12 protein-coding genes are annotated in these 17,770 nt (G+C 37.7%); all 12 read right to left on the bottom strand.

From position 1 onward, the window contains the following. Positions 1 to 64: 64 nt before the first annotated feature. Positions 65 to 925, bottom strand: coding sequence for a carboxylating nicotinate-nucleotide diphosphorylase (nadC, locus tag GFU89_RS12085; RefSeq protein ID WP_318847362.1), 861 nt, complete (start codon positions 923 to 925; stop codon positions 65 to 67). Between the two features lie 10 nt (positions 926 to 935). Continuing rightward, complete coding sequence (locus tag GFU89_RS12080) at positions 936 to 1,493, bottom strand: hypothetical protein (protein ID WP_318847361.1); 558 nt, start codon at positions 1,491 to 1,493, stop codon at positions 936 to 938. A gap of 88 nt (positions 1,494 to 1,581) precedes the next feature. Beyond that, positions 1,582 to 3,153: an L-aspartate oxidase gene (gene nadB, locus GFU89_RS12075; protein WP_318847360.1), complete on the bottom strand. Its 1,572-nt coding sequence runs from the start codon at positions 3,151 to 3,153 to the stop codon at positions 1,582 to 1,584. A 33-nt stretch (positions 3,154 to 3,186) separates the two neighbouring features. Next, positions 3,187 to 3,813, bottom strand: coding sequence for an NAD(P)H-dependent oxidoreductase (locus tag GFU89_RS12070; protein WP_318847359.1), 627 nt, complete (start codon positions 3,811 to 3,813; stop codon positions 3,187 to 3,189). 121 nt (positions 3,814 to 3,934) lie between these two features. Then, the gene (locus GFU89_RS12065; RefSeq protein ID WP_318847358.1) at positions 3,935 to 6,193 is read right to left on the bottom strand and encodes a T9SS type B sorting domain-containing protein; all 2,259 of its coding nucleotides are present in this window, start codon (positions 6,191 to 6,193) and stop codon (positions 3,935 to 3,937) included. A 162-nt stretch (positions 6,194 to 6,355) separates the two neighbouring features. After that, on the bottom strand, positions 6,356 to 8,614 hold the full coding sequence (locus GFU89_RS12060; protein WP_318847357.1) for a lectin-like domain-containing protein: 2,259 nt from the start codon (positions 8,612 to 8,614) through the stop codon (positions 6,356 to 6,358). A gap of 164 nt (positions 8,615 to 8,778) precedes the next feature. Beyond that, complete coding sequence (rnhA, locus tag GFU89_RS12055) at positions 8,779 to 9,255, bottom strand: ribonuclease HI (protein WP_318847356.1); 477 nt, start codon at positions 9,253 to 9,255, stop codon at positions 8,779 to 8,781. A gap of 71 nt (positions 9,256 to 9,326) precedes the next feature. Continuing rightward, positions 9,327 to 10,913 carry a replicative DNA helicase gene (dnaB, locus tag GFU89_RS12050; protein WP_318847355.1) on the bottom strand — a complete coding sequence of 529 codons (1,587 nt, stop codon included), beginning with the start codon at positions 10,911 to 10,913 and terminating at the stop codon, positions 9,327 to 9,329. Positions 10,914 to 11,068: 155 nt separating this feature from the next. Next, the gene (locus GFU89_RS12045; RefSeq protein WP_318847354.1) at positions 11,069 to 13,216 is read right to left on the bottom strand and encodes a T9SS type B sorting domain-containing protein; all 2,148 of its coding nucleotides are present in this window, start codon (positions 13,214 to 13,216) and stop codon (positions 11,069 to 11,071) included. Between the two features lie 102 nt (positions 13,217 to 13,318). Beyond that, the gene (locus tag GFU89_RS12040; RefSeq protein WP_318847353.1) at positions 13,319 to 15,391 is read right to left on the bottom strand and encodes a T9SS type B sorting domain-containing protein; all 2,073 of its coding nucleotides are present in this window, start codon (positions 15,389 to 15,391) and stop codon (positions 13,319 to 13,321) included. 170 nt (positions 15,392 to 15,561) lie between these two features. Further along, positions 15,562 to 16,167 carry a hypothetical protein gene (locus tag GFU89_RS12035; RefSeq protein ID WP_318847352.1) on the bottom strand — a complete coding sequence of 202 codons (606 nt, stop codon included), beginning with the start codon at positions 16,165 to 16,167 and terminating at the stop codon, positions 15,562 to 15,564. A 303-nt stretch (positions 16,168 to 16,470) separates the two neighbouring features. Then, entirely contained in the window at positions 16,471 to 17,706 is a 1,236-nt protein-coding gene (locus tag GFU89_RS12030; RefSeq protein ID WP_318847351.1) for an MFS transporter, read from the bottom strand. Positions 17,707 to 17,770: the final 64 nt, after the last annotated feature.

Here is a 17,770-nt window from a genome sequence, read left to right as displayed (position 1 = left end):
TATGAAAAAAGTCATGTTATTGAATTTTTAACAAAGTGGGGGTGTTTTTGTTAAAAATTCAACGCTATTTCACTGCTTTGAGACTCAAATCTATATTCTCAGCAGAGTGTGTAAGGGCTCCTACAGAGATAAATGTGACCCCTGTGGAAGCAATTTCTTTCAGCATATCACGGGTAATTCCACCTGAAGCTTCAGACTCACATGAACCATTGATCATTTTTACAGCCTGCTTCATCGTCTCTACATCCATATTGTCAAGCATGATTCTGTCAACTTTTGCATTGATCGCTTCCTGAACTTCCTCAAGGTTTCTTGTTTCAACCTCTATTTTTAACTTTTTCTTATTCTTTTTAACATAGTCCTTCGCCATTGCCACCGCATTGGTAATGCTTCCGTTGTAATCAATGTGGTTATCTTTCAGCATGATCATGTCATAAAGACCGTATCTGTGATTGGTTCCTCCGCCTATGGCAACCGCCCATTTTTCACACATTCTGAAATTAGGAGTCGTTTTTCTTGTATCTAAAAGTTTAGTTTTTGTCCCTACCAATCTTGAGTCCCAGTCATGGGTAAGGGTGGCAATACCACTCATTCTCTGCATACAGTTAAGAACGAATCTCTCTGTAGAAAGTATGGATCTTGCGCTTCCTGTTACAACAAGAGCTACATCTCCGAATTTACAAGGCGTTCCATCTTTAATGAAAACTTCCACTTTCAGATTTTTGTCAAAAGTATTGAAAATGATTTCCGCCAGCTCAACACCTGCCAGAATACAGTCCTGTTTTACTAAAAGCTTAGCACTTTGTATAAGATCCTGCGGAATGGTAGACAGGGTAGAGTGGTCTCCATCCTGAATATCTTCTTCAAGAGCGTTTTTTATAAATGTCTTTAGTGTTTTATCTGTTACGTATGCTGGTCTTTTCATAATTTTGATTTTAATAATAAAAGGAGGATCTTTTTCCGAATAATAAATCGTGAATAATGAAGAGTAAAAGGACTTCATTTTCCTTTGCATCTATTTTTTCAAAATCTATATTGTCTTTTATATTTATATTGTTTTGATTAATACCTTGAAACTCTAATACTCGTTTTTCGTTTCGTCCTTGTGGTATGATTTTATAATTCCATTTAAAATGATCCCAATTATATTCCTGAGTGTAGTAAGTGATTTTTTCTCTATTGAATGTTAAAATCGGATATTGAGGATTATTGATATAGTATAGTGTTAAGCGTAACTTATTATCTTTAATGATATTATTTAAATCAAATTTTAGACTTCCATAATAATTCGGTTTTCCCAACCCTTGCATATTGCATAAAAGATTTAAAGCTAAAGGGTATTTGGATCTGGGAACAATAATCTTTTTTAATAATGTGATTCCGTATAATCCGAAAAAAAGGCCCAAAAGTATTACTCCTGCAAGGATGGCTATATTTGAAAAAGTATCAATTTTTTTATCTTGCTCCCAAAACTCAATAATACTAAACCACAAGTCAATGAAAGGATCATTCTTGAATAGAATAAAATATTGACTGTTGTAAGAATATTTAAATTCAGGGTTTTCATTTGTTTAATTAAAATTAAACCAAATCTTTATTATAAAATGCTCCCTTATTCTCTGTCATTTCCATGGATTGGGTAATGATGAGGTGGGCAACGGTTGTAAGATTTCTTAATTCCGATAATTGTGGAGAAAGAATAGAGTAGTGGTAGATCTCATCTACGGCAGCCGCAATTTCCTGGTGTTTCTGCAAAGCCATATTCAGACGTCTGTCACTTCTTACAATACCTACCAGATCGCTCATCATTTCCTGGAGCTGCTTTCTGAGATAGCTTACGATTACCATTTCGTCCATGATTTTCATTCCTTCTTCATTCCATTCCGGAACGGCTTTCAGATCATCAAAGTTGAAATTGTTTTCATTCAGAAGGTCTACTGTTTTCATGGCAGCATTGTGTCCGAAAACCAAACCTTCGAGTAGTGAATTGGATGCCAGTCTGTTGGCTCCGTGAAGTCCTGAGTTGGTACATTCTCCTACAGCAAAAAGATTTCTGATGGAAGACTGTCCGTCTCTGTCCACTTCAATACCGCCCATTAAATAGTGGCAGGCCGGTACAACAGGGATGAGTTGAGTGAAAGGATCAATTCCTTCGTCTCTGCATTTTTTATAAATATTGGGGAAATGTTCTAAGAATTTTTCATGGTTCATTTCCTTACAGTCTAAACCGACAAATTCGTCTCCGGTAATTTTCATTTCGGCATCGATGGCTCTGGCCACAATATCTCTGGATGCTAATTCTTCACGCTCATCATATTTATGCATGAATTTTTCACCTCTTTTTGTTCTTAATTTTGCTCCGTCTCCACGAACGGCTTCAGAAATTAAAAACAACATTCCATCCATTTTGCTGTACAAAGCTGTTGGGTGGAACTGATAATACTGCATATTGGAAACTTTTCCTTTTGCTCTGGCCACGAAAGCTATTCCGTCTCCTGTAGCAATGGTAGGATTGGTTGTGTTTTTATAAACATGTCCTGCGCCTCCTGTTGCAGCCAGTGTTATTTTAGAAGTGATTTTTTTGATGGTCTTGGACTTTTCATCCAGAATATAAGCGCCATAGCAGTGAATATCTCCTTCGTTAAGTTCTTTTCCGGGAACATGGTGCTGGGTAATGATATCGATTACATAATGATGGTCGAGAATTTCAATATTCGGGCTGTTATTGGCTGTTGTCAGTAATGCCCGTTCAATTTCAAAGCCTGTAATATCTTTGTGGTGTACAATTCTGTTTTCGGTGTGGCCGCCTTCTCTTCCTAAAGCAAATTTGCCGTTTTTCATATCGAACTGAGCGCCCCATTCTACAATTTCGTTGAATCTTGCAGGAGCTTCTCTTACCACCATTTCTACAACATCACGCTTGTTTTCTCCGTCTCCGGCACGCATCGTATCGTCAATATGTTTTTGAAAATTATCATTCTGAAAATCTGTAACGACAGCCAGACCGCCCTGTGCGTATTTGGTGTTGCTTTCGTCTTCGTCAGATTTTGTTACGATAATGATTTTGGCATCAGGGAGCTGTTCAGAAACTTTAATGGCATAGGAAAGTCCGGAAATGCCGGAACCAATTACTAATACATCCGCTTTTATCATATGCTTGCTTTAGGTACAATCGTTTGAAAACGATTAAATAAATTTAAACAATTTTTCGTTTGGTTTCCTTACTTTTTTCATGTGCTGAAAATGGTCTTCTTCAGAACGGTAGCCTAAAGCGAGGGTGACGGTTACTTTTTCTGTTTCAGGATTGATATTCAGAATTTCTTCTATAATATTCTGGCGAAAGCCTTCCATAGGGCAAGAATCTATACTTTCAATAGCAGCGGCATACATAAGATTGGCCAATACGATATAAGATTGTTTTTCTGCCCAATTGAAAATTTCATCCTGTGTTTTCTGATTGATATGCTGGCTGATACTGTTTCTGAAAGGATCCAGTTTTTCAACAGGAGTATCTCTTACTTCAGATATGTGATTAAAATATCCACGGATATAGTTCTCCTCAATGACTTTTTTTGAAATAATGACAATAAGATGAGAACAGGTAGATATCTGAGAAGGATTATAGAAAGCCGGAATTAATTTCTGCTTCATTTCCTCACTCTCAACAATAACTATTTTATAGGGCTGAAGTCCCAGAGAACTGGCAGACAGCTTTCCTGACTCAAGAATATTGTGAAGAGTTTCCTGAGGAATAATCTGATGATTGAATTTTTTTACAGAATATCTTCTGCTTAAAGCTTCCAAATAATTCATAGGACAAATTTAAGAATTGAATATGAATAAAGAGTCTTTAAAATGAAATATCTCCGCCCTGTTAATGCAAAAAATCACCCCGGCTGGCGGGGTGATTCTTTTGATGTGATGGAAAGTGTAATTATTCTCTGTTTTTTACAACAATCCAACCTGAGAATTTTATCGGAGTACTGTTTTTATTATTTTCATTCCATGAAACAGAATACCAGTAATTTCCTGTAGGAACTTTTTTGCTTCCATTAGTAGTACCAGCCCATTTGTAGCCATTGGTTTTATCAGCCTGGAACATTTTGTAACCATATCTGTCGAAGATTCCTATTTCCAGATTCTGTTTGTTGGCAAGAGCAGAATAATCAACAAAATCATTAATGCCGTCATCGTTAGGAGTGATCACGTTGATCAGGTTAGGTACAGTAATATTAACCTCAACAGGGATACAATTATATCCGTCTCTTACATATATTTTGGCTTCACCTCTGGCAATATTGGTAAAGATATTAGAATCCTGCCAGTTGATATTATCCATAGAATACTGATAAGGAGGAGTTCCGCCGTTTACAAATACTGTAACCGTACTTCCTGAAATATCAACAGTAGTGACAACCGGATTATCAGAAGGATATACCGTTACTTTTTGTAATGCAATACAATCTCCGGTTTTAAGTTTTACCCAATAGGTTCCTACTCCTACATTTTTGATTGATTGAGTGGTAGCTCCTGTGCTCCATTCATAACTTTTGAAGCCGGCCCCTGCATCTAATATTGTTGTATTTTCTATGCAGATGGTCTGATCAAGTAATGTTCTTGAGAAAACAGGTGGAATGACAGTTAAGGTAACTTTAGCAATTGAATAACATCCGTTTGCACTGAATACTTTAATATAAACAACCCCATTAGGAGCAATATATGCCGCCGGAGTAGAGATGGCATTAGTTCCGCTGATTGCATCAGCTAATGATGGGTAATATTCTTTTGTAAGTCCGCCTTGAGAAACAATGGCTCCTGTAAGATTAAAGGATGCCATAGATGGATTGGTTTCTATAAAGCAGGATTTTATTTCAACATCATTGACAACCACAACAGGATAGATGTTAAGTGTAATTTTAGCTGTACTTACACAACCTTGAGGAGTAGTTACCCTTACATATATTGTAGCTGCTGCAGAAGCATAAGCTGAAGGGTTAGTAATTTGGTTGGTTCCATTATTGAGATCAAATAAAGTGGGATAGAACTCTTTGGTAGTTCCTGCTACGTTCGTTACAGTGGCAGTGTTAAGATCAAATGTTGCCGTTCCCGCATTGTTATTATTACAGCCTGTAAGACTGGCATCGGTTGCAGCAAATGGAGTAGGATTAAGCTGAATAACCCCATCACCATTATCACAAAGAGTGGAAGTAGGGTCTTTTACAATGACCTTAATGGTAGTGTTTCCTGAATATTGGAAACTTGCAGGATTGGCAATAGGCGTAGAGCTTCCCAAAACATAATAAGTGAAAACGTAGTTTGCAGGATTATTTACAAATTGAGAGTTGAAAGAAGTAAGATCCACTACACCATTTCCGGTAGCGGGATTTGTACATACGAAAGGACTTACCGTATTGCTTAAAATAGGAACTTTATCTACAAATACTTTTACATCTTTAATAGAATGTCTTGCGCTGGCACCTCCTGTTGCTGCAGAAAAACCGAAATATCCCTGTGACATTCCTACTGCGCCTCCAGAAGGAGCAAAAGACTGATCTGCGATAAGCACACCGTTGATTCTTACTTTGATAATCCAGTTTGTTGGATTGGTAAGGTCTGTTTCTCCATTTACTTCAACATGTCTGTAGGTATCTCCTACAAACGGCTGAGTGGCAATAAGGTCTGGAGAATGGAATGTGCTTCCTGCGGTAGTATTGTATTCGATATTGTTACCAGCTGTATTATTGGTGCCGTAAAGAATATGAACTTTACTCATCTGACCCTCGGTAGTGTTGTTGAAGATATCAAAACCAACCATTAGCCCGGAAGCATTCGCCGGGATACCAAGTCCTCCTCCTGAAACGAATCCTGTAGGTGGATTGGCAAGATACCAGAAGGTAAAGCCGTCTCCTTTTCCAAACTGTGCGGTTCCGTTTCCGTCAATTCTGAAATCGAATTCCACTTTCCATTTATCGCAATAGCTCAAGGTGATAGGGGTGGATAATTTTACAGCCCCGTATCTGCTGGTCTGATCGGTTGTAAGTCTTACAAAGTCTCCGCTTACCACAGCATCAGAGACCAGATCCCAGCCTGTTGTATTTACAGGGTTTCCGGTAAGCTGGTATGTTTGTGAAAATACCCTTCCCGGCAAGCATAATAAGATAGTCAGTAAAAAAATGAGTATATCTTTTTTCATAGTGGATGGATTGTGATGTTATTTGTTTTTTTTGATATAAAATTGATTTTGTTACATGTTTAATTTGATTATAAAAGCAATATTTAATTTCAAATTCAGGAGGCGAGAATGCTTATTTTAATACCAAAACTACCCCATATGAGGTAGTTTCGGATACTAAATTTATTCTCTGTTTTTAACCAATACCCAGCCTGAATATTTGGTTTCTGTATTGTCTTTATTGTTCTCGTTCCATGAGATGGTGTACCAGTAAGTTCCTGTAAGAACTTTTTTACCGGAAGCAGTTCCGTCCCATGTGAAGTTTCTCATTTTTCCAGCCTCATATAATTTGTTACCATATCTGTCGTAGACGATGAATACCAGGTTTTTCTTATAAGCAAGTGCTGAATAGTCAATGAAGTCGTTTACGTTGTCGCCGTTTGGAGTGATGGCATTAATCAGATTAGGTACGGTGATCTGAACTTCAATAGGAGTACAGTTGTAGAAGTCTTTTACATACACTCTTACTTCCCCTCTTGCCAGTCCGGTAAATATATTGCTGGTCTGCCAGTTGACTCCATCCAGAGAGAATTGATACTGAGGTTTTCCTCCGGCAACATTTACTGTGATGGTATTGTTGTCAATATCAATGCTGGAGATCACAGGGTTTGCAGATGCATTTATTTTTACAATCTGAGTAGTGATACAATTCCCTGTTTTAAGCTTCACCCAATAAACACCTACTCCCAGATCTTTAACAGATGAGGTAGTTGCTCCGGTGCTCCATTCATATCCATCAAAGCCAGGACCTGCATCCAGATCTGTTTTTTCACCAATACAAATGGTTTTGTCCTTCAAGACAGAAGATGTTACAGGCGGTAATACAATAAGATTGATTTTGGCAATATTAAAACATCCGTTGGCATCCGTTACTTTTGCATACACGGCAGTACTCGTGGATAAGTACTGAAGAGGATTCATGATCTCATTGGTTCCGTCTAAAGCATTAGCAATGGAGGTGTAGTATTTTTTTGTCGCTCCGGTGGTTAATGTGGTAACATTCGCAGTGGTCAGATTAAAAATAGCACTGGTAACATTGTTTTCAATAAAACATGATCTAAGTGTAGCTTCTTGCACAGGAGTGTCGGCATAAAAGGCCAGCGTGATTTTTGCTGTACCTGTACATCCCTGAGGAGTTGTTACTTTTACATACACTACTCCCGGAGCAGATAAGTAGTTGCCGGGATTTTGAATTTCATTCGTATCCGCGTTGAGATCTGCTAATGTTTTATAATATTTTTTAATAGCTCCCGGAACACCTGTTACATTTGCTGTATTCAGGTTGAAAGCGGCACTTCCGGCTTTGTTATTATTACATACCGTAATGGTTTTGTCCTCAGCTTTAAAAGGAGCAAGAACCAGTAATATTTTACCATCTGGATTATCGCAGAGCAATCCTGCATTATCTTTAATAACAACAGTAACCGTTGTATTCGCATTGAATTGGTAATTGGCGGGATTAGCAATAGGAGTTGAACTTCCCAGTGGATAATAGGTAAATGTATAGTTTGAAGTATTGTTGACAAACTGCGAATTGAACGAAGTCAGGTTTACAGATCCGTATCCGGTAGTGGGATTAGGACAGAAAGACTGCGTGGCCGAGTTTTGTAAAATAGGAACTTTATCAGTATAAATTTTTACATTTTTAATAGAATGTCTTGATCTTGCGCCTCCTGTGGAAGCTGAAAATCCAAAATATCCTACGGTCATTGCAGCAGCTGTTCCGGCAGGAGCAAAAGACTGATTACAAATTACATTACCGTCTATTGTTATTTTTAAAATCCAGCTTGTAGGAGCTGCGGGATCTACCTGTGCGGTTACTTCAACATGTTTAAAGGTGGTACCCTGAAAAGGTTGTGTAGTGTTCAAATCAGGTGAGTGAAAGGAACTTCCTGCAACATTGAAAAATTCAACGTTATTGTTATCGGTTGTATTTTGAACCTGTCCGTAAGCAACATGAACCTTGCTCATGGTAGCAGTGGTTGTATTGTTGTAAGTATCCAGTCCTACGATAAGTCCAACTGCGTTTTGAGATACTCCGAGTCCGGATCCTAATACACTGGCGACAGGTGGATTAGCTAGATACCAGAAGGCGATTCCATCTCCGTTGGAGGTTTGGTTAGAATCCATTCTGAAATCAAATTCTACTCTCCATTTGTCACAATATTTTAAGTTGATGGGGTCATTCAGCCTGATAGAACCGGATTGGTTGTTGGTGTCCGGGGTGAGCTGAATAAAATCTGTGTTTACCTGGGTAGGGGAAACCATCGTCCATCCAGTAGTCGTCACTGGGTTTCCGATAAGCTGATAAGTCTGGGCAAAGGACTTCCCGGCTATGCAGAGTAAAAAAACAGATAAATACAATAATAGATTTTTATTCATTTAAATGGGACTTTGATTAATGTGTAAAGATATTAAATCCCGATTAAATAATATGTATTTAGTGTTAATTTTGCTAAAATTTTAATAATATTTTAAAAAAATAATACTTATTATGAGGTAATGGTGAATGTTGCAGTATTGATTACGTATTTATATGAATTAAATTAAAATAAGGAATTGCTATCCAAACCCTCAAAATAAGTATCAATTTCGAGATCAGGAGAGCTGGCGGCTGCAACCGCTAATTTGTCGCAAAGTTCGTTCTCAAAGTGCCCTGCATGGCCTTTTACCCAATGCATTTTAGGGGTGTGTTTATTGTATAACTCAACAAATCTTTTCCAGAGGTCAGGGTTCTTTACATTCTTCCAGCCTCGTTTGATCCATCCGGCAATCCAGTTTTGGTTTATCGCATCAGATACGTACTTACTGTCGGTATACACATGGATGTCATTTTCTGTTGATTTCAGTTTTTCCAATGCGGTGATGACCGCCAGAAGCTCCATTCTGTTGTTGGTGGTTTTTCGAAATCCTTTGGAAAACGTTTTCTGATAATTTTTTTCGGGAACGCGCATAAGAATTCCATATCCGCCTTTTCCGGGATTTCCGCTGCAAGCTCCGTCGGTATAAATTTCGATTCTCAAATCTGCTTTTTAAAAAATTGAATTATGGTTTGGGAATTAAGCTGAATTTAGTTTAAGCTTCAGTTTTCAACTTAAAACGGAAAATCATCATCATCATCAAAGTCATTCATTGATGATCCGGAGAGTTTTGAGCTGTCCGGAAGGTCAAATGCTGCTCCTGGCTGAATGGTGGTTTTTATTTTGTCAAAGCCGCTTGGTTCTCCAAAGTTGGAAGGGTATCCTCCTCCGGCTCCTTCCATTGCTGCTTCAATATCAGCAAATTTTGCAAAATGTTTTAAGAAAGATAATCTGACATCTGCAGTAGCACCATTCCTGTGTTTTGCAATAATCAGCTCGGCCTGGTTTTCTGTAGAAGTTTCCTGTCCTTCCTCATCATTATCCCAAACAGTAATTTTATAATATTCCGGTCGGAAGATGAAAGATACGATATCCGCATCCTGCTCAATCGCCCCGGATTCCCTCAAGTCAGAAAGCTGAGGTCTTTTTCCTGGACGTGCTTCCACACTTCTTGAAAGCTGCGAAAGTGCAATTACCGGTACGTTAAGTTCTTTTGCAATGGCTTTCAATGAACGTGAAATCATGGAGATCTCCTGTTCACGGTTTCCAACTCCTTTTCCTCCGCTGCTTCCTGCTGTCATCAGCTGAAGGTAGTCGACCATGATCACCCTTACTCCATGCTGCATGACAAGTCTTCGGCATTTTGCACGGAAATCGAATATGGAAAGGGAAGGCGTTTCATCAATATATAAAGGAGCATTTTCCAACTCAGATACATTAGAGAATAGTCTCTGCCATTCTTCATCATCCAGGGTTCCTTTTCTTAATTTCTCAGAAGAAATTCTTGTTTCAGAAGCAATCATTCTGGTGATAAGCTGTACAGACGCCATCTCGAGAGAGAAAAGAGCCATAGGAATTTTGTGTCCTACTGCAATATTTCTGGCCATGGAAAGAAGGAATGCTGTTTTACCCATCGCGGGACGGGCAGCAATAATGATAAGGTCAGAATTCTGCCATCCACCGGTTTCCTTATCTACATCTCTGAATCCTGAAGGAACACCTGAAAGTCCTTCTTTATCTTTTAAAGATTTAATCGTGTCAATTGCCTGTTTTACTAATGAATTGGCCGTGTCAAATCCCTTCTTAATCGTTCCGTTGGTGATTTCGAAGAAAGATTGTTCTGCTTTGTCCAGAAGTTCAAAAACATCCGTAGATTCTTTATAGGAAGAATCTATTACATTGGCAGAAACATTGATAAGGCTTCTTAAAATATATTTTTCAAGAATGACACGTACATGGTATTCAATGTGGGCAGATGAACTTACTCCCATAGTCAGATCGATGATATAGTGGTCACCACCTGCCTGGCTCAGTTTGTCTTCTTTTTTTAATTCCTGAATAATGGTCATTAAGTCTACCGGATGGTTGCCTTCATAAAGCTTTAAAATGGTAGAGAAGATAACCTGATGTCTTGGATCATAAAATACTTCTGAAGTAAGGAGGTCAATGGAGTGGTCAAGACCTTTTTTGTCAATCAAAAAAGTTCCGATAACAAGTCTTTCAAAATCCACTGCATTGGGAGGCATTTTTCCATCCGCAATAGACAATTCTTTTGCAAAGTTTCCGTGTGTCAGGGATGATAATGTTTCTTTCTGCGCCATGGTGCAAAGATAGTTTATTTAAAAAATAATAAAAAAATAGTATTCAACAAATTATTAGCAGTCTTTCGGAAAATGCTGTAAACAGGAGATTGATCTTGTTGATAAAAAAAATCACCTCGGTCTGAGGTGATTTTTTCAAAAAGATTGAGTATAACTTATTCTTTATTTTTTACCAATACCCATCCTGAATATTTGGTTTCTGTATTGTCTTTATTGTTTTCGTTCCATGAGATCGTGTACCAGTAAGTTCCTGTTAGGATTTTCTTACCGAAAGCAGTTCCGTCCCAAGTGAAGTTTCTCATTTTGTTGGCTTCATGAAGTTTGTTTCCATATCTGTCATACACAATGAAGATAAGGTTTTTCTTGTATGCCAGTGCGGAGTAGTCGATAACATCATTTACGTTATCTCCGTTTGGAGTGATCGCGTTAATAAGGTTAGGAACAGTAACCGTCACCTGAGTAGGTGTACAATTATAAGTATCTTTTACATATACTGTATTCTCACCTCTTGGAAGTCCAGTAAATGTATTTGAATCCTGCCAGTTGATGCCGTCTACAGAAAATTTATATGGAGGAACTCCACCTGTAGGGGTAACAGTAATGTTGTTGTTTGAGATCTCTATTCCTGAAATCACTGGCTGAAGGCTTGCATGTACACGTACTTCCTGAAGAGTGAAACATTTTCCAGTCTGAAGTTTTACAAAATAAACTCCTACACTTACGTTATTGATAGATTGTGTAGTTTCTCCTGTGCTCCATTCATAGCTGTCGAATCCAGGTCCTGCATCCAATGTTGTTTTACTTTCAGCACAAATCGTTTTATCTTTTAATACTGCAGATTTTACAGGAGGTAATACTTTCAGTTCAATCTTAGCAATTGCATAACACTGTTTGTCATTGTTTACTCTTACGTATACCGTTGTGCTTTCTGAAAGATAATTAAGCGCTGCCGAAATTGGGTTGGTCTGAGCCTTAGCATCAGCTATCGATGTATAATACTTAATGATAGTTCCTGTAGGTGTTGGTACAGGTACTCCGATATCAGCTTTAGAAAGATCGAAAGTTGAACGGGTAACATCATTATCAATATAACAGTTTTGAAGTACAGCATCTTTTAATACTACTGTTGGGTAGAACAATAGTCTGATAGTAGTAGTTGCTTTACATCCAAAAGTGGAAATTACTTTTGCGTATACAGTTGCTTCCGGAGAAATATAGTTAACAGGGTCAGTAATCTCGTTAACTTCTGCATTCATATCATCAACTGTAGTGTAATACTTAATCGTTGCTCCACCTCCGCCGAAGATATTGGCTGTTGTTAAATCATATTTAGCTGTACCGGCTCCATTGTTATTACAAGAATATAAAGTGGCAGTATTGGCTGAGATGCCTACATTCACAAATTTAAATTTCCCGGTTATGAAACATCCGTTGATAGGGTTCGTTGGGTTATTCGGATCTTTATATACAATTCTGTAATAGTATATTGTTGTCCCATCTACAGTTGCTATTGTAAGAGGGTTTTCTCCTGTAAGGGCATCATTGGTTGTCTTGTGATACGTAACCTTGAAGTTAGAACTGTTACCATTAATGATTCCTGCTGACAGGGTTGTAAAATCGAATTGTGAAGGCAATGAACAAACCATTACCTGCATTGGGTCATTAGGAGTTGCTCCAGGAATTCCAGGTGGAATGAATGGATTAGGAGAAAGGAGAGGATCGTTAAATGCAGAACTTAAACTCGCAGTACCTGACCATTCCATAGAAAAGCCATTAACGGATCTACTGAAGTTATCAATAACCAAATAATAGGTTTGTCCTGCTAATACATCCATATAAGGACTCCATTTACCATTGTTCATACTGGCTGTGGTACCAGGAGGATTGGTAGGGAATACTGCAGGTGGAGCAAGAGTAAGATCAAGTCCTGTATCTCCCGGAGTACCGCTATAGTTACATCTTATAGGCTGTATGAAGACGTGATCTGCATTCTGTAAAGAGGCACAACCGTTTGTTGTAGGTCCATAGACTGCAAAGTCATAATCATCAGTTTGGTCATTAGGTTTTATTTTAAATGCAAGTGTACCTGGTGTAGATACAGTGAAAGTGTACCAAACGGTATATCTTTCATTGGTGCCAAGACACCCTCCGTTTGCATTAAGAATTTCTATAATATTTCCAGGTCCTGAAGGGGTGTAAGAAATGTCAGAGTTACCACAGATTGGAATGGCTGTGATACAATCTGACTGTGAGTAGACTATCTGTGTTATCAATAAAATAAAAAGAAGTAGTATTTTTTTCATTGTTAAAACGATTTTTGTTAAACAAAATTGGGATCAATTAATTTTTCATGGTTTAGTTAAAAGAAAAAGCCGCCAAAGCGGCTTTTTCATATTATATAAGGGTTATTCTCTGTTTTTTACAACGATCCAACCTGAAAACTTGAACGGAGTATTCTTCTTGTCATTCTCATTCCATGTTACAGAATACCAGTAGGTACCTGTTGGAATCTTCTTTCCTGCAATAGTCCCGTCCCATTTGTATCCATTGGATTTGTCTCCCTGGTGGATTTTTGTTCCGTATCTGTCAAAGATACTCAAAACTAGGTTTTGTTTGTCAGCAATGGCAGAATAATCTACAACATCGTTCACACCATCTCCGTTTGGAGTAATCATATTGATCAGGTTAGGAACTACTACCGTAACTTCAATAGGGTCGCAGTCGTAAGCATCTTTTACATATACTTTGTATGTTCCTCTTGCTACATTCGAGAATGTATTCGAAGGCTGCCATATGATTTTATCCATAGAATACTGGTAATCCGGTGTTCCTCCTATAACATTGATTGTTAGTGTAGTGTTAGAAACATCAATGCTTGCTACAACCGGCTGATCAGAAGGATATACTGTTACCGTTTGAGTGGTAATACATTCTCCTGTTTTTAATTTTACCCAGTAGATTCCAACTCCTACATCTTTGATAGACTGAGTTGTAGCTCCAGTGCTCCACTCATAGCTTTTGAATCCAGGTCCTGCATCTAAAGTTGTTGTGTCTTCTATACATATGATTTTGTCTTTCAGTACATTAGATTTTACAGGTGCAAGGACTGTTAAACCAATTTTTACAACTACAAAACATCCTCTGGTATCAGATACTCTTACGTATACCAGACCACTAGGTGCAATATAATTTGCATTTAAAATTTCATTAGTTGCATCCACAGCATCTGTTAATGAAGGGAAATACTTCTTAGTAATACCAGCTTGCGGTGTGATGACAGCTGCATTATCAAGGTTAAATAATGCTGTAGAAGGATTTGCTTCAATAAAACATGATCTTAATTCAGCATCTTTTGCAATAATGGCAGGGTAGAACTTAAGGGTGATCTCTGCAATATCAGAACATCCAAATACGGAGGTTACTTTTACATAGATTTTACCTTCAGCTGAAACAAACTGATAGATGTTGGTAATCTCATTGATTGAGTGATTCAGATCATATAAAGTATAATAATATTTTTTTGTAGCCGTAGGATCTGCAAAAACATCTGCTGTTGTAAGATCATAAGTTGCTGTACCTGCATTGTTGTTATTACAGCTTGTTAAAGTAACGTTCGTTGCCTTGATCGTACCATCTTTAAATTTAAATTTACCCGTCTGTCTACATTTATTAATAGGACTGTTGGGGTTAGTAGGATCGGTGTAGTTGATACTGTAGAAATAAACACCTACAGGAGTAACTGTTTGAGGACCAACAAGAGGGTTGTTGCCTGTTAATGCATCATTCTGGCTTGTATGGTAAGTGATATTGAAGTTCGGGTTTCCATTAAGGATTCCTGCTGTTAATGAAGAGAAATCAAAACTTGCAGGGTTTGCACACACCACTACTTCTCTAGGATCTGCAGGCGTTGCTCCTGGAATTCCCGGTGGAATGAACGGGTGAGGCTGGATATTCGGATCCGTGAAAGGTGAAGATAAAGTAGCTGTTCCACCCCATGACAATTTGAATCCGTTAGCGGTTTCTCTGTGGTTATTTACAATTAAATAATAAGTCTGACCAGGTAATACGTCAAGGTATTTCACCCATTTGTCTCCTGAGGCATCCTCACTAAGATCTGTAGCGGTCATATTAAGACCTGTGTTTCCAGCTGCTCCGGAATAAGAACAACGGATTGGAGCTCCAAGGCTACCACATGATTTATTTGGACCATATACACCGAAATCGTAATCATCGGTCTGATCATTAGGAATGATTTCAAAAGTTAGGGTTCCGGCTGTAGCTACCGTAAACGAGTACCATACAGAGTATTTTTCATCGGAACTTAAACATCCGCCAAGGTCTTCGGCAATATCTCCGTGCCCGCCCGGAGTATATGAAATATCCGAGTTACCGCAAACTGCCATTGCACTATTACAGTCTGATTGGGCAAATAAGAAATGTGAAAATATAATTGAGAAAACAAGTAATGCTTTTTTCATAAGAGTTGATTTTAAAAACAAATAGTAAAATTGTTTAATTACTAAAAAAATGCAGTGCTTTATCTGATACAAAATAATGTTTCTCTGAACATTAAATAATTTTAAAACCTTTATATCAAATAGCAACCTGACCACCCGATTTACTCAGATGATCATGCATTCTCTTACTGTTAATTTGTTCCGATCAGCTGTTTTCCCCAGTTAGGTGAACTGGATGAGACGTTTGATGTTTCGAATTCTTTAACTGCTTTTTGGTAAAACTTGATAGCTTCCGTTTTGTTACCTTGCTTTTCAGCCATTTCGGCCTTTAAAAAAGAAAGTCTTGGATTGTTCTTTAGAGTTGTTTCCGCTTTCGTCATGAAGCTCGTAGCTGTCTTTAGTTCTATCTTAGGGTCTGCTGCTGTTTTTATCCTGATTTTTTGAAAGTGGATAAGACCAAGGAGAATATTGATTTCTCCGTTATTCTTCTCAGAAGCAAGTGCCTGCATAGCCAGTTTTCTTGCAGATTCATTGGATTCTCCAAGAGGGCTGTTCGGGCTGTTCTTTAAAAGGAAATTTGTTTTAAGATACAAGGTTGCAGCCGCATAATAATTAGCCTGCCATTTTTCTGAAGTTTTAGCCTCTGAAAACTTAGAAAAAAGAGTATCATAATCGGTTTTTGTTTTTGCATTATTCAGTTGCAAAACAGATTGCTGTAAAGATTGATCTGAAAAAAATTGAGCATTCATCAGCGAACCTGTGACGAAAAAACTCAAAATTAGTAAAAGTTTATACATAGGGGGATATTTTATCAAGCAAATATAAAAAATTATTAACGTTAAATTAAAGATTTTGAGATATATTTAATGAAAGTAATATATTGATTTCTAATATTGTATTTTATTATTTAAGTGAAATTATACAGAGATCGTAAAGATATTAATGATTTCACTGAATATTTGGGATTTAATCCTTTGAATGGTTTTGAAAAAATGCCTATAAAAGTAAAATCAGAATAGAAAACGTTCTATTCTGATTTTAAGTATTTCGGATTGTGATTTTTTTAATATTAAATTTGAAATGGATTGATAAATAATAAGTTAATATTGCATTTTTCTTAGTTTAGAATTGGTGCTTCCAACAAGTAAAGCAATCAAAACAGTCATACATCCTCCAAATACCACAGAGCGGACAACACCCAGTAATTTGGCCATCACACCACTTTCGAACTGTCCCATTTCATTGCTGGACATAATGAAGATTGAGTTGACACTGAGGACACGTCCTCTTATATGATCAGGTGTTTTTAACTGTACAATGGTACCTCGGATAACTACGGAAATTCCATCTAGCATTCCGCTCATTACAAGGAACATGAATGACAGCCAATACAATTTGGATAAGCCAAAACCAATAATGCAAAGCCCGAATCCTGTAACAACAGCAAGAAGAATTTTTCCCTGATTTTTTCGAAGAGGAACAATGGATAAAATAGTAATGATACACATGGAACCGATATCAGATGCCGCGTTCAGCAATCCGAAACCTTCAGCCCCTGACTTTAAAATGTCGGTAGCAAATACCGGGATCATAGCGACTGCACCACCAAAAAGCACAGCAAACATATCAAGACACAATGCTCCCAAAATCTCTTTGGTTTTAAAAATATAAGAAATTCCTTCACGCATACTCTCCGCTACATTTACAGTTTCCTTTTTGTACTCTGAATACTGTTTGTGAAGCTGCCAGAAAAACAGTGAAGCAACGAATATTAATGCTAAAATTGCGACCAATGTCCATTTTACACCTATGAACCCAATAAGAATACCGCCTACCGCATGTCCGCAGACAGAAGATATCAGGAAAGTGGCCTGATTCAACGTAACTGCGTTGGGAAGGTTTTCTTTCTTTACAATTTTAGGAATCATAGAAGGTACAATAGGGCCAATGAATGCTCTTGCTATTCCGGTAAAAAAGATAACTCCATAGATATAATAAGTAATCTGATGGCCTGTGAAGTGCATTTCTACATCAAGGAATGCGGGAACCAGCAGAAGTCCGATCAGAAAAATATAAGCGTAATTGCAGATAAGGAGCAATCTCTTTTTCTCATTCATATCAATAACGTGTCCGGCATACAGCGCGCAGCTTACAGCAGGAATTACCTCCGAAAGCCCGATAAGGCCTATAGAAAAAGGATCTTTTGTTAATTGATATACCCACCATCCTAATAAAGTGGCCAGCATTCTGAAAGCTAAAACAATAAAAAATCTCCCGGTGAGAAGATTTCTGAACTCAACATTTTGCAATGTTTGTAACGGGGTAAAGGAAATCATGAACAAAAATAGCCCTAAAAATTTATTTAGGACTATCCATATGACAATTTTTGAAAGATATATT

Origin of the sequence: Chryseobacterium sp. JV558 (genome assembly GCF_033712365.1) — a bacterium.
GTDB lineage: Bacteria > Bacteroidota > Bacteroidia > Flavobacteriales > Weeksellaceae > Chryseobacterium.
Note: the sequence above shows the minus strand (reverse complement) of the source record. Positions and strands in the feature narration are given on the sequence as shown.